This window comes from Streptomyces sp. NPDC050988, assembly GCF_044456225.1.
GTDB lineage: Bacteria > Actinomycetota > Actinomycetes > Streptomycetales > Streptomycetaceae > Streptomyces.
The window spans coordinates 108,991-129,274 of record NZ_JBITFQ010000020.1 but is presented as its reverse complement, the minus strand read 5'-3'; the positions used below and the strand labels follow the sequence as shown (position 1 = coordinate 129,274).

Genomic DNA, 20,284 nt, shown 5'->3' with positions numbered 1-20,284 from the left:
CCGTGTGAACCCTGCGAACCGTCTGAGGAGAACCGCCATGGAAACCACCCTCCCGTCCGGAGCGGGCCGGGTGCCCACGGCCGACGCGGGCGGCCACGCCATGCCGCTCATCGGCTTCGGCACCCATCCGATGCGTGGCGACCAGGCCACCGAGGCCGTGCTGACCGCGTTCTCGGTCGGCTATCGGCTCGTCGACACCGCCACCCGCTACCGCAACGAGGCCGCCGTCGGAGCGGCCCTCGCGGCCACCGACCTGCCCCGGTCCGATCTGTTCGTGACCACCAAGATGCCGCCCGACCAGGTCGGCAGGGAACGGCTCACGCTGGAGCGAAGCCTTGCCGCGCTGGGCTGCGACTACGTCGACCTGTGGCTGATCCACTGGCCGCCCGGGGGATACCCGGGCGTCACCAGTTGGCGCGAGTTCCTCCGCGCCCGCGACGAGGGCCTGGTACGGGCCATCGGTGTGAGCAACTACTCGGTCGAGCTCATCGACGCGCTGCACCAGGAGACAGGGGTGTACCCGGCCGTCAACCAGGTGCAGTGGGGGCCGGGCGACAACGACCCCGACTTCGCCGAGGCGATGCGCCGGCGCGGCGTGGTGCTCAGCGCCCACAGCCCGCTGCGCAGTACCGATCTGGATCACCCGGTGCTCGTGGACATCGCGCGGCGGCACGGCCGTTCGGCGCGCGACATCGTCCTGGCCTGGAACCTGCACCACGAGGTCGCGGTGACCGTGAAGTCCGCGCACCGCGAACGCATGGAGCGGAACCTGTCCGCGGTCGACGTCACGCTGTCCCCGGCGGACACAGCGGCGATCGACGGCCTCTCGACCGTGTGGGCGGCGCAATAGTGAATATCGCGGCAGCCCAATGGGTTCGCCGCCGACTCGCTTTTACGGAAAACAGCTCGCCGATTTCCGAGAGAGGCCGAAGTGGTTTATCAAGTCGTGGTCACGCGTGGTTATGCCCAGCCGGACGGAAGCACCGTCTTCGGTGATATCGGGCTCTCCCGGCTGACCGACGCCGGACTGGCGTGGCGCGTCCTCGACGAGGAGGTCGAGGAGCTCCGGGCCGATCAGCTGGAAGGGGCGGACGCGGTTCTCGTACTGGGGCACGAGCGGGTCTCCGCGGAGTCGATACCGGCATCGGGACGGCTGCGGCACGTCGCGCGGTTCGGCGCCGGCTTCGACGCCGTGGACATCGACGCCTGCGCCCGGCGCGGTGTGCTGGTCACCAACGCCCCCGACGCGGTACGGCGGCCGGTGGCCGACTCCGTGGTCGCCCTGCTGTATGCCCTGTCGCACCACTTGGTCGTCAAGGACCGGCTGGTACGGGAGGGACGGTGGGCGGAGCGCGCGGCGTGGCGTGGCTCCGGGCTGACCGGCGCGACGGTGGGCATCGTCGGGCTCGGCGGCATCGGCCTTGAGACCGCGCGCCGGGTGCGTGCGCAGGGGCTGCGCGTGCTGGGGTACAACCGCAGCGACCGTGGCCGGGAGGCGGCGGGCATCGGCATCGAACTCCGCCCGCTGGACGAGGTGTTGGCGCAGAGCGACTACGTGGTCGTCGCCGTCGCGGCGAATCCCGGTACGCGCCACCTCATCGGGGAGCGCGAACTCTCGCTCATGCGGCCGACCGCCCGGGTCATCAACGTCTCGCGCGGTGTGGTGGTCGACGAGGAGGCGCTGACCGCACGGCTGTCGGACGGCCGGCTGGCCGGCGCGGGCCTGGACGTGTTCACCGAGGAGCCGCTGAAGACGGACAGCCCGCTGATCGCGATGGACAACGTGGTCCTCGCCCCGCACTCCCTGTGCTGGACGGACCGGTACACCGCCGCGGTCTCGGCGAGCGTGATGGCGTCGCTCATCGCGGTGAGCCGTGGCGAACAGCCTCACGAGACGGTCAACGCGCCGTTCCCGCCCGGCACGGATGTCCGCCGACCTCAAGTCCCCAGTCTCGATGAGTCCTGAGTCTCGATGAGTCCTGAGTCCCGATGAAGGGAAACCCTGCCGTGATCCACGTACGCACCAAGATCGACCGTCCGTCCGCAGAGGTGGTCGCCGCGCTCGGCCGGTTCTCCGCCGCGACCATCCACGAGGCGCAGGGTCGCAAGGGCGCGTTGGCGCACCGGCTGAAGCCCGTGGACACCGCCATGTCGTTCTGCGGACCGGCCTTCACGGTCGAGGCGCAGGCGGGCGACAACATCATGGTCCAGGTTGCGATCTCGTACGCTGAGCCCGGTGACGTCGTGATCGTCGCCGGCTCGGAGTTCGAGCAGGCCGGTTCCTTCGGCGACGTCCTCGCCACCGCCTGTCAGAGCAAGGGGCTGGCCGCGTTCGTCACCGACTCCGGGGTGCGCGACAGCGCGGACCTGCGGAAGCTGGGATTTCCTGTCTTCTCCGGTTCGATATGCATCGAGGGAACGGTCAAGGAGACCATCGGCCTGGTGAACCGCCCGATCTCCATCGGCGGACAGATCGTCCGGCCCGGCGACATCCTGCGCGGCGACGCCGACGGCATCGTCGTGATCGACCCGCTGGAGGCCGAGGAAGTCGTCCGCCTGTGCCGGCGGCGCGAGGATCACGAGGCGGGGATCCGGGAGGAGCACCGCCGTGGCGACAGGCCGCTGATCGAGGTGCACGGGCTCACCGAGAAGCTGAAGGCCAAGGGTCTGGTCGTCGAGGAATGAGGGAACCCGCTGTCACCGTCGCCCGACCTCGACGCCCGACTCGGCCGTGTACGAAGTCGTCTCGCCGGGACATGGCATCGGACCGGCACCCGTCCGAACGTCGCCCCATGATCCGGGCGGCCCGCCCGGCGGAGCTGTCCGAGGTGCACCCCCATTCCGCTGGTGACCATCGAGGGGTACGTTTGCCCGCGTAGTTTCGGACATGCGGTTCCTCTCTCCGGCACCGGCGGGTGTCGGCTCCCACAGCGGCCTTCCGGTCCGCGGCCCGCATGTCGGCGACGGTCCCGACGCCGTGACCGGCCACGTCGGACGCGGCTGAGCACGGCGAGAACCGCCCACCCAGGAGAAGAGCGCCGAGTCCTTCACGGCAGCCGTCCCCGTCACGCCCGACGCGAGCGTGACTCCCAGACGACGACTCCGAGGAGGAGCGCGATGGACACCCGCAGACTCGGTTACTTCGTCAGGGTGGTCGACATCGGCAACATCACCCGGGCCGCGGACTCCCTGCACATCACGCAATCGGCGCTCAGCCAGCACATATCGGCGTTGGAGCACGACTTCAAGACCCGCCTGCTCGAACGCACCGGCCGCGGCGTTGAGGTCACGGCGCCCGGGCGCTCCCTCTACCGCTACGCGCAGGGCATCCTCCGCCTCGAGAAGGCCGCGCGGATCGACCTGAGCACCGACAGCGACACCCCGGCCGGTCTGGTGACAGTCGGCCTGGCCTCGTACAGCATGGCGCCGGGCCTGGCCGTTCCGCTGCTACGGGCCGTGCGCCAGCGGTACCCGAACATACAGCTGCAGCTGATCCAGAACCTGACGGTGGTGATGAGCCAGGCCGTGCTGCTCGGCCAGGTGGACATGGCGCTCATCTACGACCCCGGTCATGTGAAAGGGGTCGTCTTCCAGCACGCCCTGGAGGAGGAGTTCCATCTGATCACCAGCGCCAGGACACCGCCCGTCACGAGCGGCGGCGGCACCATCACACTCAAAGAGGCGAGCCGCCTGGGCTTCATCATGCCGAGCGAACTGCACACCGTCCGGCGCATCACCGAGGCCGCCTTCCACACCGCGGGACTGCACTGCTCGGTGGTCGCCGAGATCGAGCCGGACAAGGTGCTCCGGGACGCCGTGGTGAATGGGCTCGGTGCCACGGTGCTACCGCTCACGGCCGTCAGGGCCAACTTCGGCCCCGACGAGGTGCGCGTCTACCGCTTCGCCGACGCGCGGTTGCGTACCTCGATGTCCTTGTGCACCCCCGAGACGCAGTCGCTCTCGCACGCCGCCGCGTTGGTGGCGGACCTTCTGCGCACGCTGATACTGGACCAGTCGGTCGCCGGCCCATGACGCTCTTTTGACGCACGAGCCCCTCCAGAAGGCACGGAAAGGGATGGCGAATAGCCTCTGACCTGTGCGTATACCTGGACGGCTCTCATTGGACGGCTCTCATTGGACGGCTCCCATTGGACGTCTTCCCGATGACGGCGCACGTGAAGTGCATCGCGATTCTTGAGCCGGTTGCGAAGGGATCCTGACCTGTGGTTTGTGCGTGCGCAGCCTGGTACTTGGCGGCCACCAACCTGCCCCGGCCCGGATCACCCCGCGAGGCACACAGCCGCCGCCCACAGCGCTACAGGAAGTGATCAACACCGTTGGTGCGGGCAGGCGTCTGAACCTCTGTGTCCCGCTCTGACCGGCCACCGCTGGGTGACTCGGCGCAGGCTTCGGCCAGTACGGCGCCCATCTCTGGGACGAGCTCGGCGACAGGGGTGTGGGTCAGTTCTGTCATCCGTAGCTGCCCGCCGACAGTGACGACACCAAGGACGTGCTCGCCTCGCAGCTGAGTGATCTGCGCAGGGCCCCACAGAGCGGAGAGCGCGCTCAGGTTCTGCCGACTCGGGTGTGCGACCCCGAGGTTGGTGATCTGGATGTCGGCCGCGGTGGCGGCGGTCATCATTGCCTCGGCGTCGGTGTGGCTCGCCGGGGGATGTTCTGCGAGAGCCGTGGATCCGCCCTTGAGCGCCTGCGGTGTGCGCTGACGGGAGAGCGATTCGCGGGTGCGACGAGCGAGCGCCCAGAAGTCGTTTACGTCGTGCGCGACGCTCCCCGTCCGGGCGCCCGCGAACCGGACGACCACTTCGTCGGGCAGGTCGACCGAGCGGCGCAGATCCACCGGGCTCAGCACCCGCACGAACTCCCGCCCACGTCGGTGAAGTACCACCGTGGCAGCGGCGCAGAGCGCGGCATGCACCGAAGCGCGCTCCCATCGACAGCGGCGGACAAGCCGTGCGGTCAGTCCCTGATCCTGGGCAAGAGCATCGACGTGCGGCCTGCGCCCGGAGAAGGGCATGAGCTCGCCGATGGCGCTCATGCGCTCGTCGTCCTCCGAAGGCGTGCTGGTCGCGGCGTTGCCGGCATCCGCCGCTGCGCCGACGCGGGCGAGGAGTTCCTCCTGCGCTTCCGGCACCCTGCTCGGCGCCAACTCCTCACCGTCCAGGGCCGCCACCAGGTCCAGCAGAGCCCGCAGACCGCCGACACCGTCGGCGATCTGGTGAGCGAACGTGAGCACTACGGCGCACCCCGACTCCTGTGGGACGAGCACGGCACGTGCCAGGGGTCCTGGTGTCGGGGGGATCGGCCGCGTCTGTTCGACGGCGACGACGGACTGCCACGGGGTGCCGTCGGCGGCTGTCTCGTAAGGGATCGCGCCTTCGGACGCCCGGAACACGGCCTCGGGAACGGCGCGGTCAACCGCCACCGCGAGCAACGGATGCCGATCCTGCAGCGCCGCCAGCGCTGAAGCCAACGTGCTCGCCCGCACTCGGCGGTCCAGCTCCGCGACCAGCGAGAACTGGACGGGGTTGCGGTGCGTGTAGAAGTCGATGGTTCGCTCGAACGCGCCCAGCGGTCGAACGATGCGACCTTGACTCATGGTCATCCTCGCGTTTTCCTTTCGGATGCTTGAGGGGAAGCGCGACCGCGGATCAGCGGCGGGCGCGAGCCGGAGGCACGGTGAACGTCGCGGGTCCGGCGGGCAGTCGCACCGTGTACTGGCTCAGATAGGTGTCCAGGTACGGTGAGCGCTCGCCGCCGGTGGCGACGTCGTCGGCCGGGTCGTCCAGGGCCAGTTCGAGCCGCGCGTCCTTGACCCCGACCTTCTGCCCGGACGGTGTGTCGAGCCAGTCGCCGGTCTGCACGGAGCCGATCTCCACGGCCAGGACGTGTCCGGCCGCCAGGGTCCAGTCGGTCGACTTGAGGTCGAGGGTCAGCCGGTCGGAGTCCAGCCGGGAGACCTGCTCGTCGAACATGACGGCGGTGCCGTCCATTTGGCCACGTCGTACAGCTTGACCATCACGTTTCCCTCTCCCTCGGCGGTCATGGAGACCTGGGGGTCCCGGTGACCCGTGTGGCCTGCTTGATCGGCTCGGACCACACGAAGTAGCTGGAGCCGACCCCGCCGGCCTTCTGGCGCTTCACCTGAGCCTCGGCCAGTCCCTTCGGGGCGATCGGCACGCTCTGGGAGGCGTTCTCCAAGTCCCGCTTGCCGGACGGCTTCGCGGCCTTCGGCGGCGCCGCCCTGCCGGACGGGCCAGTGCCCGCCTCGCGGAGGTGCCGCCGTCGTCCACGTACGAGCCGCGCTCGGGGCCTTTGTGGTTGGCGAGGAACTCCCGCATCCCCTCGGGCTTGGTGTTGTCCTCGATGAAGCCCTGGGTGAAGAACAGCGGGGTGTCGGTGCCCTTGGCCCTGCTCGCCGCATCGCGAGAGGTCCAGTACGCGTTGTTCTTGTCGGTGATGCGGTACCCGGCCAAGTTCTCCGTGAGGCACTCCGGATGGCTTTGCTCGTACCGGGAGTTGGCCAGGTAGCGCGCGTCGTCGTCCGGCATCTGTGGGAGCGAGGCGATGGCGTTGTAGGTGGTGGCGGTGGTGACGACACGCGAATGGGGCACGCCATTGGAGTGGATGAGCCGGTGGTTGTCCCACACGGGCTCCTGGGCGACGACGGCCTTGAGCGCGTCCTGGTCCAGGTTGTTGCCTATCAGGCCGGTGAGCGCGTCGAACGACTTGCCGTACATCCCCACCGCGCCCGTGGACCACGGCCGGCTCGCGCTCCAGTCGATCGCGGCCTTGACGTCGGCCTGGTCACCGGGGCCGCCGAAGTCGAGGCAGCCGGTGGAACCGCCGAAACCGCGCGTGTCCACCATGACGAAGGCATAGCCCTGGTCGAACAGGTCGGTGCCCTCGATGAAGTCCTGGAAGCGGTTCGAGGGACCGGTGTGCTTCCAGTCCTCGGGGGCGACCGCCCCGGAGTGCCCGAAGTAGGCGCTGGCCGACAGGATGACCGGCGCCCGCTTGCCCTTGGGTAACTTCTCCGGCAGCAGGACGTCGGCGTGCAGCTCGGTACCGGAGCCGTTCGAGGACGGGAAGTAGTGCTGCGTCCAGACCGAGCCCTCCGGCACGCGGTCGTTCTCCTCATGCGTGACGCCGTCAGTGGCGGTGGCGGTGGCGGTAACCCCCGAAGGCTTCTGCGCCGTGGCGGTGGGCTCGGACACCTTGCCCGACGCGGCTGCGGCGGGACCGGTGAGAGTGCCGGTCAGGGCCAGGGCCGTGACCGGTGCGGAAGGGGTCCAGGCGACCGGGCTGACCTTCTTCATTTGCTCCTCCAGAGTTGGATGCGGGGCAGAGCCGGATGCGGGACAGAGCCGGGTGCGGACAGAGATGGCTGCGGCGCGAGACGGGGGTGCCGACCGGGCAGGGCCCCGACCCGCCGTCTCAGGACGGTCAGGGACAGCCGCAGACACCCGCGGTTGTCAGCGGCGCGGTTCCCAGCGGAAGAAGCGGGAGGCCAGCGCGACGGCGACGACGACCCAGCTCAGGGTGGGCAGCAGCAGAGGCAGCGAATCCGATACGGGAACGCCGCCGTTCCAGGCGTTGAGGACCAGTTCGGTGGCCGAGCCGCCGGGGAGCAGCCGCTTGAGCAGGGTGAGTTCCTCGGTGCCGGTGATGCCCACCCAGCTGGTGACGGCGATGGTGCCGAGGCTGATGGGCAGCGTGGTCACCTGGGCGTGCTCGGGGGAGTTCGTCAGCCCCGCCGTGGCTAGTCCCAGGCCGAGCATCATGATCAGTGTCGAGAGGACCGCCACCGCCAGGAGGGGGACATTGGTCGGCCCGCCGGCGACCGCGGCCAGCACGATGAGGATCGCGGTCACCTGGACCAGTGCGAGGACGGTGACCGGAATCATCAGCCCGGAGAGAATGCCGGCGTCGCTCGCCGGGGTGGAGCGCAGCCGTTTGAGGAAGAGGTTCTGACGGCGCGAGGCCAGAGTGGTCACCGTGGTGGTGTAGAGCCCGAACGCGCCCACGGAGAACATCACCACCGCCGCGATGTATCCGAGACTGCCCAGGTCCGCAAAGACCTCGTGCTGGTGGATGAAGTACGCGCTGACCGCTGCGGGCATGACGAAACTGGTGACCAGAACCAGCCGGTTCCGGAAGATCTGGATCAGCTCGCCAAGAGCGATTGAGAGCATGGTGAAGGTCCTCTTCTCGGGAAGGTCCGGGAGTGTTCTCGGGAGTCCGGGAGTCCGGGAGTGGGGCCGGCCGCCGGCTAGTCGCTGCCGATGGAGCGGAAGACGTCGTCGAGCCGAGTCGGTCCGGCTTGGAGTTCCCGCAGCTCCACCGCGTTGTCGTGCGCCCAGCCGAGCAGGGTGTAGAGGTCCTTCGGCAGGTCGAAGGTCTGGATGAGGAACGTCCCGTCGATCTCGCGCGTGGCCTGCAGCGGCAGCGCCGGTGCGGGAGCCGGCAGGGAGAAGCGGACAGCGGCCGGCAGGGTCCGCGTCAGCTCGGCGACGGTTCCTTCCTGGTGGAAGGTGCCCTTGTGCATGAGCCCGACGCGATCGGCGCGCTGCTGAGCCTCTTCCAGGTAGTGCGTGGTGAGCACGACGGTGGATCCGTCCTCGCGCAGCTTGTCCACGGCGTCCCACAGAGCGTCCCGGGACTGGATGTCCAGGCCGGTGGTGGGCTCGTCCAGGAAGATCAGATCAGGCTTCCCGTACACGGCGGTGGCGAAGTCCAGACGTCGTTTCTCACCGCCGGAGAGCTGGGACACCTGAGTGCGTGGCCTTGTGCGTGAGGTCGACGATGCTGAGGACGCGTTCGACCCTGTCCCTGCGCTGGGAGAGCTTTCCCATCAGCCGGACCGATTCCCTCACCGTCAAATCCGGGGAGAACCCGCTCTCCTGCAGCATGATGCCCATCCTGGGCCGCACGGCGCGCCGGTCGCGCGGGCTCTGCCCGAAGACCCGCACGGTGCCCGAGGTGGCCGCACGGTGTCCTTCGACCGTCTCCAGGGTCGAGGTCTTACCGGCCCCGTTCGTGCCGAGCAGTGCGTAGAGTTCCCCCTTCCCCACCTGGAAGGACAGGTCTTTCACGGCGTGGAAGTCGCCGTAGCTGAGGTTGAGGTGTTCGACGTCGATGACTGGTGTCGTGGTCATGCATCGATCTCAGCCGTCGTCACGCTCGCCCGGCAGTGGCGTGGTGTCACCACTGCGCCATGACATTCCTCGGGGCGAACCCATGACGTGGTGTCACTGGTGCCACCCACGGAGCCGGAAGAATACTGCGGGGCAGACTCTGCTGTTCGACCCCGGAGAGCCGTACATGGACACCAGCCCGTTGCGCGTACCGCCGGCGTCCGGTACGGCCGTCTTCCTTCTGGTGTGCGCGGTCTGTGGCCATCCTGCTGCTCGGCGTGAGGACTCAGCGGTGAGGCCGAAGCGGGGGAACACATGATGTCCGAGCACCGTGCGGGAACGCGGGAACGGATGCGCAGACTGAACGTCACCACGATGGTCGTGGCGACCGCTTCCGCAGGCACGCTGCTGGTGGCGGTCGACGCCCGGACGTGGTGGCACGCCGTCATCCTGAGCCTGGGCGTGGGTGCGGCGCTGGTGGCTTCCATACGGTGGACAGCGGACGGCATGCCCCGGGTCGTACTCCCGTGCCTGGTCGTCACGGCCGTGGTGTGGCTCGCCGGGGTGTTGGTGGTGGGCGGCAATACGGCGTTCTACGGCATCTCCGTCGTGGGCGCCCTGTACGCCCCCAAGCTGCCGGGCCACCGCGTCCTGGCCGCCGTCGGGCTGATCGTCTTCGTCGCCATGGTGGGCACGGCCAGGCTGTTGGTGTCACCGGCGGATGTGCCCGACACCCTGATCCGCTACGTCCTCCTTCCGGCGGGTGTCACGGTGGTGGTGACGGGCAGCATGTACGCCGGCCAGGTCTTCTACGACCTCGTGGAGGAGCTGGAGCAATCACGGGACCGCGAAGCGGAGCTGGCCGTCATCCGGGAACGCATACGCTTCGCCAGCGATCTGCACGATATCCAGGGCCACACCCTGCATGTGGTGAAGCTGAAGATCACGCTGGCCGAGAAGCTGGTGCGCAGCGACATCGGGCGGGCGGAGGAGGAACTACGGGAGGTGCGCGCCCTGGTCGGCGACACCATCACCCAGACCAAGGAACTCGCCTACGCACAGCGGCGGATCAACCTGTCCGTGGAGCTGGAGAACGCGAAGAACCTCTTCGAAGCCGCGGGCATCCGCGTGCGCGTCAATCGTGAGGCTCACGTCGACGAGAAGGTCAACGGGCTGCTCGGCCAGGTCCTCCGCGAGACGACGACCAACATCCTGCGCCATGCGCAAGCCACGCGGGTGCGGATCACTCTCGAGGAGTCAGGCATCACCATCGTCAACGACGGTGCCCCTGAGGCACCCCTTCCAGAGCTCAGCGGACTGGCCACCCTCAAGGAACGAATGAGCGACAACGGAGGTGAACTCACGGTGGAGCAGAAGAACGGGCGCTTCCACACGGCTGTCGCCTTTCCCTCCCTCCGCGCGGCGACGCCGCCCTCCGCGGCGCGGGAGGACGACCGATGACCACCGTCGTGCTCGCCGACGACGAGGCCCTTCTCCGTAAAGCGCTGGCAGCGCTGCTGACTCTCGAAGGCGAGATCACCGTGCTCGCCGAAGCGCAGGATGGCGAATCGGCCGTCCGGGCCACCCTGCGACACCTGCCCGACGTGCTCGTCATCGACCTGGAGATGCCCGGTGTGGACGGACTCGGCGCCGTCGCCGAGATCCGCCGTGCGCGGCCGGACCAGGTGATCCTCATGCTGACCCGTCATGCCAGGCCAGGGGTACTCCGCAAAGCCCTGAAACTCGGAGTCCAGGGCTTCGTCAGCAAGTCGGCAGAACCCGCGCACATCACGTCGGTCATCAACACTCTGCACGAGGGCAAGCGCTGGATCGACCCGGACGTCTCCGCGCTCGCCGTCCTGGCCGACTGCCCACTCACCGACCGGGAGATCGACGTCCTGCGAGAGACCGGCGACGGGTACTCCGTCGCCGACATCGCCGTCCGCCTCCGCCTGGCGGAAGGCACCGTACGCAACTACCTCTCGAACGCCATGCAGAAGACCCAGACACGGACCCGGCACGAAGCGGCGCGCTACGCGCGTGAACACGACTGGTTGTAGAGGCGGCACCGGAGTGCCGGCCCTCGTGGGCTCCTCCCCCTTACACGTTGGGGTCCTACTCGTCGGGGTCGAACGCGATCCCGGCGGGCTCGGCCTTCGTGAGGTGGGCGGCGAAGTCGGCGTCCTCGAGGCCGAAGTCGGCGCTGCCGAAGTCGTACGCGCTCAACTTGTCGCGCGGGCCCGCGGGGTAGCCGTTCCAGCCGACCAGGGCCGGGTACTGCCATCTGTGGTGGTCGTTCCCCGGCGGTTCGTCGGCCGAGTGCGCGGCGCGGAGGGCGTGCGTGCCAGCGTTCACGGTTCCGTCGGGTCCGATCGCGGGAGTGGGGCAGCAGCCGTCGGTGTCGTAGCCGCAGGCCGGCTGGTACGTCTTCTCCTGGTCATCCGCGTTGGCGGGCAGGGCCGTTGGGGGAGCGGGGAGCACGCTGCCGGGAAGGGCGACGACCAGCGCGACGGCGCTGACGAGGGTGAGCGAGACCCTTGCGGATGCACGAACTCTTCTGCACAGCGTCCTCCTGTGTGGCCGCGGTGCGGGGGCGGGCGGAGAAGTGACGGCGCCGGAAGCGGAGTTGGGCGCGAGGTGACGCCGTTGGGGATCGGTGGGCCGGGGTCGTGGCTGGGCGTCCTTCGGGGCGCTGGACGCGTCGCGCGGCCCTCATGGGGCCCTGCGGTACGCCCCGCGTCCTCCTGGGCCCTGTTCTCAACTCCGCGGCCAGGGACGCCCGTCGTGGCGCTCGACGTCGCGGTTCAGGCGGCTGAGCAGGGCCGCGAACTCGGTGACCTCCTCGGGGGTCCAGTCGGCCAGCACCTTCTCCAGCCCCCGGATGTTCTCGGCGCGGTCGGCGGTCAGGCGTCGTTCGCCCTCGGCGGTGATGGCGAACTTGCGGGCGACGCCGCCGTCCGGGTCGGGGATGCGCTCGACGACGCCGGCGCGGAGCATGGCGGCGGTCTGCCGGTTGAGGGTGGAGACGTCCAGGCCGAAGGCGGCGCTGAGCCGGCCGATGGACATCGGCCCCTCCGCCCGGATGCGGCTGAGCAGGAGATAGGCGCTGCGGTCGAGCCGCCCGTGCAGGCCCCGTGCGTGCGGGGTGAGCAGGTGGATGTGCCGCCCGAGCAGCATGGCCTCGAACTCGATCAGGGGTGTCGGCTTGTCCATGCGGGGTTCCTCGGCTCCTGGATCGGCGTTCTGGGCCCGCTGGGGCGGGCGTCCCCTGGTCCCGTACAGCACTGCACTGCACTGCACTGCATGGCTCGGCACGGCATGGCGTGGTGCCGCGTCGCCTCGCATTGCGGTGCGTGGGCCGTGGGCGCGAATGTGCATGATGCACTAGGCGTGTACGATGCACATTCTATGCATGCCGCATTCCTGCCGTGCAGTGCGTCGCGCCCGCCGTGATCCGGAAGCGCAAGAGGGAGAGTCCCCCGTGGAAAGTCCTGACAGTCCCAAGGCCGAGTCCCGCTCAGGCGGTGTCGTCGGCATCCTCGCCTTCGCGGGCATCGTGGCCGCGCTCACGCAGACCCTGGTCGTGCCGTTGATCGGGGACCTGCCGAAACTGCTGGACACCAGCGCCTCGAACGCCTCGTGGGTGATCACCGCAACGCTGCTGGCCGCAGCGGTGGCGACGCCCGTCGCGGGACGCCTCGGAGACATGTACGGCAAGCGGCGCATGCTCCTGGCCTCGCTGATACCGCTCGTCGTCGGCTCGATCGTCTGTGCCCTGTCCTCCTCGGTGATTCCGATGATCACCGGACGCGGTCTGCAGGGCCTCGGCATGGGCGTGGTGCCCCTGGGCATCAGCCTCCTGCGCGACGTGGTGCCGAAGGAGAAGCTGGGCTCGTCCATCGCGATCATGAGCGCGTCCATGGGTGTGGGCGGTGCGCTCGGTCTGCCGTTCTCCGCGGCGATCGCCGAGAACACCAGCTGGCGCGTGCTGTTCTGGGTCGTCGCCGCCCTGGCCCTCGCGGTCGGCACCCTGATCCGGTTCGTCGTGCCCGTCGGCCGGGCGAACGCCGCCGCGGGCAACAGCTTCGACCTGCTGGGCGCGGCCGGTCTGGGCGTCGGGCTCGTCTGTCTGCTCCTCGGCGTCTCCAAGGGCGCCGACTGGGGCTGGGGAAGCGGCACCACCCTCGGACTGCTCGGCGCCTCGGTCGTCGTCCTGCTGGCCTGGGGCTGGTGGGAGCTGCGGACGCGTGAGCCGCTGGTCGACCTCCGGGTGACCGCCCGCCCGCAGGTGCTGATGACGAACATCGCCTCGATCCTGGTCGGCTTCTCGATGTACGCCCAGTCGCTGGTCGTGCCCCAACTGCTCCAGCTGCCCGAGGCCACCGGCTACGGCCTCGGCCAGTCGATGCTGGCCATGGGTCTGTGGATGGCCCCCGCGGGCCTGATGATGATGGTGATGTCGCCGATCGGCGCCAAGCTCTCGGCCGCCCGCGGTCCCAAGGTCACCCTGACCGTCGGAGCCCTGATCATCTCCCTCGGCTACGGCATCTCCCTGCCGATGATCGGCACCGACTCGCCCCTGGGCCTGCTCGCCGTGACCATCGTCGCCAACACGGGCGTCGGCTTCGCGTACGGCGCGATGCCGGCCCTCATCATGAGCGCGGTGCCTCAGTCGGAGACCGCCTCCGCCAACAGCTTCAACACGCTGATGCGCTCGATCGGCAGCTCCGTGTCGGCCGCCGTGATGGCGGTGGTCCTGGCCCAAATGACCATGGACTTCGGCGGGTTCGCCCTGCCGTCCGAGGACGGGTTCCGGGTCGCCATGCTGATCGGCTCCGGTGTGGCCCTCGTGGCCGCGGCCGTCGCCTTCCTCATCCCGGTCCCGAAGGCGGCCACCGAGCCGGAGCCCGGCACGGCACCGGACGCCGCCCCCGAGACGGCCGAGGCCAAGGCCTGACGACGGCCCACGGCGACCTGACGCCGGCGAGCGGATGCGGATGACTCCCGCGGCCAAGTCCTGACTCCCGCGGCCGAGCCCTGACCCCCGCGGTCAGGGCTCGACCCGTACATCCGTGCTCGACAGCGTCATCGGTGCCCCCGTGAAGGCGCGCAACCGGATCCGTACGCCGTGTCGGGGAAGCTCGAACTCGCCAGTGGTCGGCAGTAGTTGGTACGTGGCCGACGTGCGGCGGGCGAGGACGGCCGGGCCCCGTGCCACCGACCAGTAACGGGACATGCCCTGGCCCGTGGTCACGGTGAAGTGCGGCCGAAGGTCGTCGCCGCCGAGGTTGGTGACGCGCACGGTGAGGTCGGCCAGGGCCGCGCGGCCGGCGGGGCGCTCATCCAGCACGGTCATGCGGAGGGGCGGCGCGCTCGTCGCCGCGACGGTCACGCCGATCGCCGCCGGTGCCAGGAGGAGGGCGCTCAGCACGGCACGGGCGCGCCGCCCGAGCCCGAGCCGCGGCTGCCACGCCGTCGCGAACGACGCGGGCGGCGCGGTGACGGCCGCCGCCACCCACAGCGGCGTCATCAGCAGGTAGTAGCCGTCCTGGGAACGGGTCGCCAGATAGAACGCGCACCAGGGCAGGACGGCCGCCGCCGGACCGAGACGCCGTACGAACAGGGCGAACAGGACGAGCAGGGCCGCGGCCAGCAGCAGGCTCGCGTACGAGTACCAGACGAGGCGGCCGCTGCCGTCGGTGAGGTAGAGCGAGATGCCCACGAGGCCCTGGCCGTGGACGACCGCTCCCTGCGTCAGGGGCAGCGCGATGCCCGAGAGCCAGTCGTGGGGCTGCCGCACGATGAAGTACGTGTTGATCAGCAGCCAGACCGTCGCGGACGCCGCCACGAACCGGCCCACGACACGGGCCGCCTCGCGCGGCCCCAGTTCCCCACGGCGCACGGCGTAGATCCCGGCCAGCAGGAACGGCGCCAGAAACCACGGCAGTTGCTGCGCCGCGCACGCCGCCCCGAGACATGCCGCCCGCGCCAGACCGGCCGGACCGAGCCGGCCGCCCGCTCCCGTCCCCGGCCAGCGCACCACCACCGGCACGAGCAGAGCCAGCGCGACGACCGCCGGATAACCGAGCCGCGCGTAGTCGGGGAGCAGCCCGAAACCGAGGCACACCAGAGTGGCCGCGGACCGCCAGGGAACGGGCAGCAGGCACCACATGACGACCGCGCCGGCCAGCAGAGCACCCGTGCTCACCAGCGTCGCGGCCATCGCCCCGTGCCCCACCCCCACGAACGGCGCCGTGAGCAGCACGGACAGGGGCGGATAGCCGTACGTGAAGTCGTAGCCGCCGGTCGCCGTGGGCGTGAGCGCCACCCCGTGGCCGAAGAGCCGGGGCCACGGCTGCCCGTAGACCGGGAGCCCGTGGGCGAGTTGCCGCGCGGCCTGCGTGGTGAGCAGGGCCTCGTCGCTACCGCCGTGGTCCATGGCGTACGCGCAGAGGGTGAGCGTGACGGCCGTGACGAGGACGCACAGGTCGAGCCGCGCGAGCGAACGGCCGCGGCGTACCACCAGGACCAGGACACCCGTCGTGAGGATCGACGCGTAGCAGACCGAGACGACCGCTGCGACGACCGGGCGGTGGCTCGCGGCCTGCGCCCACACCGGACGCGTACCGATGAAGAGGCCGATGTCGGCGAGCAGGGTCAGGAGCCGGTGCCACTGCGCGGGTGCCTCGTCCGCCGACGGCTCCTTCGACTCCTTCGACTCCTTCGGCCCCTTCGGGGGTGTCCGCAGACCGGCTGCCGCGGGCCTTGTCTCTGTCACGTACACGGCATCGGAAGCTAATGCGCGGTGGTGAGCACCGCGGTGCCGGAGGTGAAGAGCCCGGTGTGAGGCCGGTAAGAGCGACCCGAGGCCGCTCGGCGGGGAGCACCCCCCGCAACAAGCCGTTCCCGAGGTCGCCCCTGACGATCCGTCAGTACACATCCCGGACGTACCGCTTGTCCGCCGCGAGTTGCTTCACGTACGCGGCGGCCTCGGTCTCGCTCAGGCCGCCGTGTGTGACGGCGATGTCGCGCAGGGCCCGGTCGACGTCCTTGGCCATCCGGGAGGCGTCACCGCAGACGTAGAAGCGGGCGCCGCCCTGGAGCCAGGACCACAGTTCCGGCCCGTGCTCGCGCATCCGGTCCTGGACGTAGACCTTGGCGCGCTGGTCGCGGGAGAACGCCGTGTCGAGACGGGTGAGGGTGCCGTCGTCGACGAAGCCCGTCAGCTCGTCCTCGTAGTAGAAGTCGGTGGCCCGGTGCTGCTCGCCGAAGAACAGCCAGTTGGGCGCCCGGTGGCCGAGGGCCCGCCGCTCCTGGAGGAAGCCGACGAACGGCGCGACTCCGGTGCCGGGCCCGACCATCACCATCGGGGTCGCCGGGTCGGCAGGGGGCCTGAAATTCGGGGAGCGCTGTACGAACACCGGTACCGGCGTGTCCGGTTCGGCGTCGGCGAGGAAGGGCGAGCAGACACCGCCCCGGACCTGTCCACCGAGGTTCTCGTACCGCACGACGGACACCGTCAGCGACACGAGGTGCGGGTCGACGAGCGGGCTGGACGATATGGAGTACAGGCGTGGCTGGAGCCGCTTCAGGACCCCGGCCCACTCCTGGGCGCTCGCCCGTACGGGATGCTCGGCGATGACGTCGACGGCCTGCCGCCCCCAACTCCACTTGGCCAGCCCGTCCTTGTTGTCCGGACGCAACAGCCTCTTCAACTCCCGGTTGTCACCGGTCCGTTCGGCCACGAAGCGGAGCAGGTCGGGGGTGATCCTGGTGATGTCGAGATGCCGTTCCAGCGCGTCGGCCAGGGAGGTGCGGCCAACTCCGTTCACATCCACGGAGGTTGAGGCATCCAGCCCGGCCACCTCCAGCCATTCCTCCACCAGGGCGGAGGAGTTGACCGGCCGTACACCGAGCGCGTCCCCGGCCTCGTACGTCAGTGGAGTCTCGCTGTCCCGTGTGTCGAAGGTGAACCCGCGGACCTCCTTGCCCGCGCCGGGCAGGCTGAGCAGCCGGTTGCCGGTGAGCCGGGCGGTGACGGGGGCGGGCTTCCGCGACACCGAGGGCGCACTCGAACCCGTGCTCGGAACTGGTGCAACCGGTGCGGGAGCTGCCTGCTGACCGGGCACGAGCGCGGTGAGCACCTGGTCGAGCCAGGCCTGCGCGGAGGGCTCGTAGTCCGGCTCGCAGTCCGTACGAGGAGCGAGCCGCACCCCTCCCAACTCGTCCAGCCGCCGGTCGAGTCGGCGGCCGTGCCCGCAGAAGTCGTCGTACGAGGAGTCGCCGAGAGCCAGTACGGCATAGCGCACGCCGTCCATGCGCGGTGACTCCGGGGTAGCCAGCGCCGACCAGAAACCGGAGCCGTTGTCGGGCGCGTCGCCGTCGCCGAACGTGCTGGTGATCAGCAGCAGATCCGCCCCGGGCGGCAGCGCACGAGGGTCGGCGTCGTCCATCCCGAGGAGCGTCGCCCGGTGCCCGGTCGCGGTGATCCGGTCGGCCGCCGCGACCGCGAACTCCTCCGCGTTACCGGTCTGCGAGGCCCAGAGCACGACGACTTCGCGCAGAGGGGTGTCCGGGGCCCGCGGGGTCTGAGCCGCTCGCGAGTACATCCCGGCCAGGACGCCGTTCACCCACAGGGCATGGTCGGGACTGAAGGGCGCGTCCGGCGGCAGCACCGGCACACCGGGGGCTCCCGCGGGAAGCCCGGCGAGGAATCCGGTGAGGTACTGGCGTTCCTGGGCGGTGAGGACGGGGGGAGGAGCGGGAGCGAGGCCGAGGGCGCCCGCAAGTCCGGCTCCGGCGCCGGCATCAGCTCCGACCGGGGAATTCCCGACCCCTCCGGAGCCACCGGAAATTTCAGCCCCTCCGGCGCCACCGGTAATCCCAGCCCCTCCGGCGCCACCGGTAGTCCCAGCCCCTCCGGCGTTTGAGGAGCGGGGGTCTGGGGGCAGCGCCCCCAGCGGGGTACGGGGCAGCGCCCCGCTTTCGGGAAGGGGTGGGGCGGGGGAAGAAACCCTCACCACCGAAACCGCACACACCTTCAACTCCGGCTGAAACGACAAAGGATCAACGGCGTCACTGGTGACGGCATTGACGCTCAGATACTCCCCGAACAGGTCGTTCCAGTGGAACGGCGCGAACAGACACCCCACCTGCACCCGGTCCGTCACCACCGCGGGCAGCACGGCCCGTCCCCGCCGCGACGCGACCTCGACCCGGTCACCCCCGGCCACGCCGAGCGCCGCGGCGTCCTCCGGGTGCACCTCCACGAACGGTCCGGGATCGAGCTTGTTGAGCTTGGCCACCCGCCCCGTCTTGGTCAGCGTGTGCCACTGATGCTGAAGCCGCCCGGTGTTCAGCACGAAGGGGAAGTCGTCGTCCGGCATCTCGGCGGCGGGCAGATGCGGCCGGGCATGGAACACGGCCCGCCCACTGGCCGTAGGGAAGACAGGCCCTCCGCCCGCGGACTCCACATACCGGATCGGATTCCGGTCGCCGCCGTCCTCCCGCCCCGCCGGCCACTGCACCGACGTCTCCCGCAGCCGCTCGTACGTCACACCCCGCAGATCCCACCCGGTCTTCGGGTTCCACGCGCGCTTGATCTCCTCGAAGATCTCCTCCGCGCTCTCGTACGAGAACCCCTTCTCGTACCCCATCGCGCAGGCGACCCGCGCGATGAGCTGCCAGTCCGCGAGCGCCTCGCCCGGCGGCTCGACGGCGGCCCGGGCGAGCGTGAGGTTGCGCTCGCTGTTGATGAGGACGCCCTCGGTCTCGGTCCACATCGCGCCGGGGAGCACGACATCGGCGTACGCGTTGGTCTCGGTCTCGGCGAAGACGTCCTGTGTGACGACGAACTCGGCGGCCTCAAGACCCTCGATGACGGTCCGGCGGTTGGCGACCGAGGCGACGGGGTTGGTGCAGATGATCCAGCAGGCCTTGATCTCGCCGTCCGCCATCTTCTGGAACATCTCGACCGTGCCCTTGCCGACCCCGTCCTTGCGGAGGGTGTCGGGCGGCAGCTCCCACAGTTCCTCGACGAAGGCACGCTCGTCGTCGACGAGCACGGACCGCTGCCCCGGCAGACCGGGCCCCATGTACCCCATCTCGCGGCCGCCCATGGCATTGGGCTGCCCGGTGAGCGAGAAGGGCCCGGACCCCGGGCGGCAGATCGCACCGGTGGCGAGATGCAGGTTGACCAGCGCGTTCGTGTTCCAGGTGCCGTGTGTGGACTGGTTGAGCCCCATGGTCCACAGGCTCATCCACTCGCCCGCTTCGCCGATCAGCCGCGCGGCCTCGCGGATGTCGGCCTCCGGGATGCCGGTGGTCTCGGCGACGGCCGCGGGCGGGTAGTCGGCGAGGAAGCCGGGCATGTCCTCCCAGCCCTCGGTGTGGGCCGCGATGAAGTCGGGGTCGGTGTGCCCGTTCTCGTGGAGGAGATACAGCAGCCCGTTCAGGAAGGCCAGATCCGTCCCCGGCCTGATCCGCAGGAACAGATCGGCCTTGTCGGCGGTGGCGGTGCGCCGCGGATCGACGACGATCACCTTCGCGCCCGCCGACTTCACCCGGTCCATCATCCGCAGGAACAGAATCGGGTGGCAGTCCGCCATGTTCGACCCGATGACGAGGAAGACGTCCGCCTTCTCGAAGTCCTGGTACGAGCCGGGCGGCCCGTCGGCCCCGAGCGACAGCTTGTAGCCGGTGCCCGCGCTCGCCATGCACAGCCGTGAGTTCGACTCGATCTGGTTCGTCCGTACGAAGCCCTTGGCCAGCTTGTTCGCCAGGTACTGGGCCTCCAGGCTCATCTGCCCCGAGACGTAGAAGGCGAAGGCGTCGGGACCGTGCTCGTCGATGATCGCGCGCAGCCGCCGCGCGGTCTCGGCGATCGCCGCGTCCACGGGCGCCAGCACCGGCTCCGCCCCGCGGTCGTCCCGTACGAGGGCGGTGGCCAGCCGTCCCGGCGCGGCGAGCATGTCGGCCGTGGTCGCGCCCTTGGTGCAGAGCCGGCCGAAATTCGCGGGGTGCGCCTTGTCCCCGGACGCCTTCAGGACCGTACGCCGTCCGTCGGGGCCCATCCCGATGTCGAGGACCATGCCGCAGCCCACACCGCAGTACGAGCAGACCGTGCGCAC

14 protein-coding genes and 2 pseudogenes are annotated in these 20,284 nt (G+C 69.9%); 7 read left to right on the top strand and 9 right to left on the bottom strand.

Features of this window, described 5'->3' with window-relative positions; all coding sequences use genetic code 11:
• Window positions 1-37 precede the first annotated feature (37 nt).
• The 4 genes from ACIBEI_RS33170 to ACIBEI_RS33155 all read left to right on the top strand — a co-directional run bounded on the left by ACIBEI_RS33170 (window position 38) and on the right by ACIBEI_RS33155 (window position 4,032).
• Window positions 38-850, top strand: a complete 813-nt coding sequence (locus ACIBEI_RS33170) for an aldo/keto reductase (RefSeq protein ID WP_398893891.1) — start codon at window positions 38-40, stop codon at window positions 848-850.
• 96 nt (window positions 851-946) lie between these two features.
• Window positions 947-1,966 carry a 2-hydroxyacid dehydrogenase gene (locus tag ACIBEI_RS33165; RefSeq protein WP_398893890.1) on the top strand — a complete coding sequence of 340 codons (1,020 nt, stop codon included), beginning with the start codon at window positions 947-949 and terminating at the stop codon, window positions 1,964-1,966.
• Between the two features lie 41 nt (window positions 1,967-2,007).
• Window positions 2,008-2,685: a 4-carboxy-4-hydroxy-2-oxoadipate aldolase/oxaloacetate decarboxylase gene (locus ACIBEI_RS33160; protein ID WP_398893889.1), complete on the top strand. Its 678-nt coding sequence runs from the start codon at window positions 2,008-2,010 to the stop codon at window positions 2,683-2,685.
• A 432-nt stretch (window positions 2,686-3,117) separates the two neighbouring features.
• Window positions 3,118-4,032: a LysR substrate-binding domain-containing protein gene (locus ACIBEI_RS33155; RefSeq protein ID WP_398893888.1), complete on the top strand. Its 915-nt coding sequence runs from the start codon at window positions 3,118-3,120 to the stop codon at window positions 4,030-4,032.
• 283 nt (window positions 4,033-4,315) lie between these two features.
• Here ACIBEI_RS33155 and ACIBEI_RS33150 read toward each other — a convergent pair whose 3' ends face one another.
• The 5 genes and pseudogenes from ACIBEI_RS33150 to ACIBEI_RS33130 form a co-directional block, all read right to left on the bottom strand.
• Window positions 4,316-5,623 carry a peptide synthetase gene (locus tag ACIBEI_RS33150; protein WP_398893887.1) on the bottom strand — a complete coding sequence of 436 codons (1,308 nt, stop codon included), beginning with the start codon at window positions 5,621-5,623 and terminating at the stop codon, window positions 4,316-4,318.
• 46 nt (window positions 5,624-5,669) lie between these two features.
• Window positions 5,670-7,337 (bottom strand): annotated as a pseudogene (locus ACIBEI_RS33145) (CocE/NonD family hydrolase).
• A 156-nt stretch (window positions 7,338-7,493) separates the two neighbouring features.
• On the bottom strand, window positions 7,494-8,213 hold the full coding sequence (locus ACIBEI_RS33140) for an ABC transporter permease (protein WP_398893886.1): 720 nt from the start codon (window positions 8,211-8,213) through the stop codon (window positions 7,494-7,496).
• Window positions 8,214-8,290: 77 nt separating this feature from the next.
• A complete protein-coding gene (locus ACIBEI_RS33135) occupies window positions 8,291-8,740 on the bottom strand; it encodes a hypothetical protein (protein WP_398893934.1) in 450 nt (149 codons plus the stop codon).
• A 15-nt stretch (window positions 8,741-8,755) separates the two neighbouring features.
• Window positions 8,756-9,176: pseudogene (locus ACIBEI_RS33130) on the bottom strand (ATP-binding cassette domain-containing protein); the annotation flags it as partial.
• Between the two features lie 297 nt (window positions 9,177-9,473).
• Here ACIBEI_RS33130 and ACIBEI_RS33125 point away from each other — a divergent pair.
• A complete protein-coding gene (locus ACIBEI_RS33125) occupies window positions 9,474-10,616 on the top strand; it encodes a sensor histidine kinase (RefSeq protein ID WP_398893885.1) in 1,143 nt (380 codons plus the stop codon).
• Window positions 10,613-11,215: a DNA-binding response regulator gene (locus ACIBEI_RS33120; protein WP_398893884.1), complete on the top strand. Its 603-nt coding sequence runs from the start codon at window positions 10,613-10,615 to the stop codon at window positions 11,213-11,215. The genes ACIBEI_RS33125 and ACIBEI_RS33120 overlap by 4 nt, the downstream gene beginning before the upstream one ends.
• Window positions 11,216-11,270: 55 nt before the next feature.
• Here the strand turns inward: ACIBEI_RS33120 and ACIBEI_RS33115 are convergent, their stop codons facing one another.
• Both ACIBEI_RS33115 and ACIBEI_RS33110 read right to left on the bottom strand, forming a co-directional pair.
• The gene (locus ACIBEI_RS33115; protein ID WP_398893932.1) at window positions 11,271-11,720 is read right to left on the bottom strand and encodes an NPP1 family protein; all 450 of its coding nucleotides are present in this window, start codon (window positions 11,718-11,720) and stop codon (window positions 11,271-11,273) included.
• A gap of 192 nt (window positions 11,721-11,912) precedes the next feature.
• Complete coding sequence (locus ACIBEI_RS33110) at window positions 11,913-12,368, bottom strand: MarR family winged helix-turn-helix transcriptional regulator (protein ID WP_398893883.1); 456 nt, start codon at window positions 12,366-12,368, stop codon at window positions 11,913-11,915.
• Between the two features lie 199 nt (window positions 12,369-12,567).
• Between ACIBEI_RS33110 and ACIBEI_RS33105 the strand changes: the two genes are divergently transcribed.
• Complete coding sequence (locus ACIBEI_RS33105) at window positions 12,568-14,112, top strand: MFS transporter (protein ID WP_398893882.1); 1,545 nt, start codon at window positions 12,568-12,570, stop codon at window positions 14,110-14,112.
• Between the two features lie 93 nt (window positions 14,113-14,205).
• Here the strand turns inward: ACIBEI_RS33105 and ACIBEI_RS33100 are convergent, their stop codons facing one another.
• Entirely contained in the window at window positions 14,206-15,903 is a 1,698-nt protein-coding gene (locus ACIBEI_RS33100) for a hypothetical protein (protein ID WP_398893930.1), read from the bottom strand.
• A gap of 181 nt (window positions 15,904-16,084) precedes the next feature.
• Window positions 16,085-20,245, bottom strand: a complete 4,161-nt coding sequence (locus tag ACIBEI_RS33095; protein ID WP_398893928.1) for a molybdopterin-dependent oxidoreductase — start codon at window positions 20,243-20,245, stop codon at window positions 16,085-16,087.
• Between the last annotated feature and the right edge of the window lie 39 nt (window positions 20,246-20,284).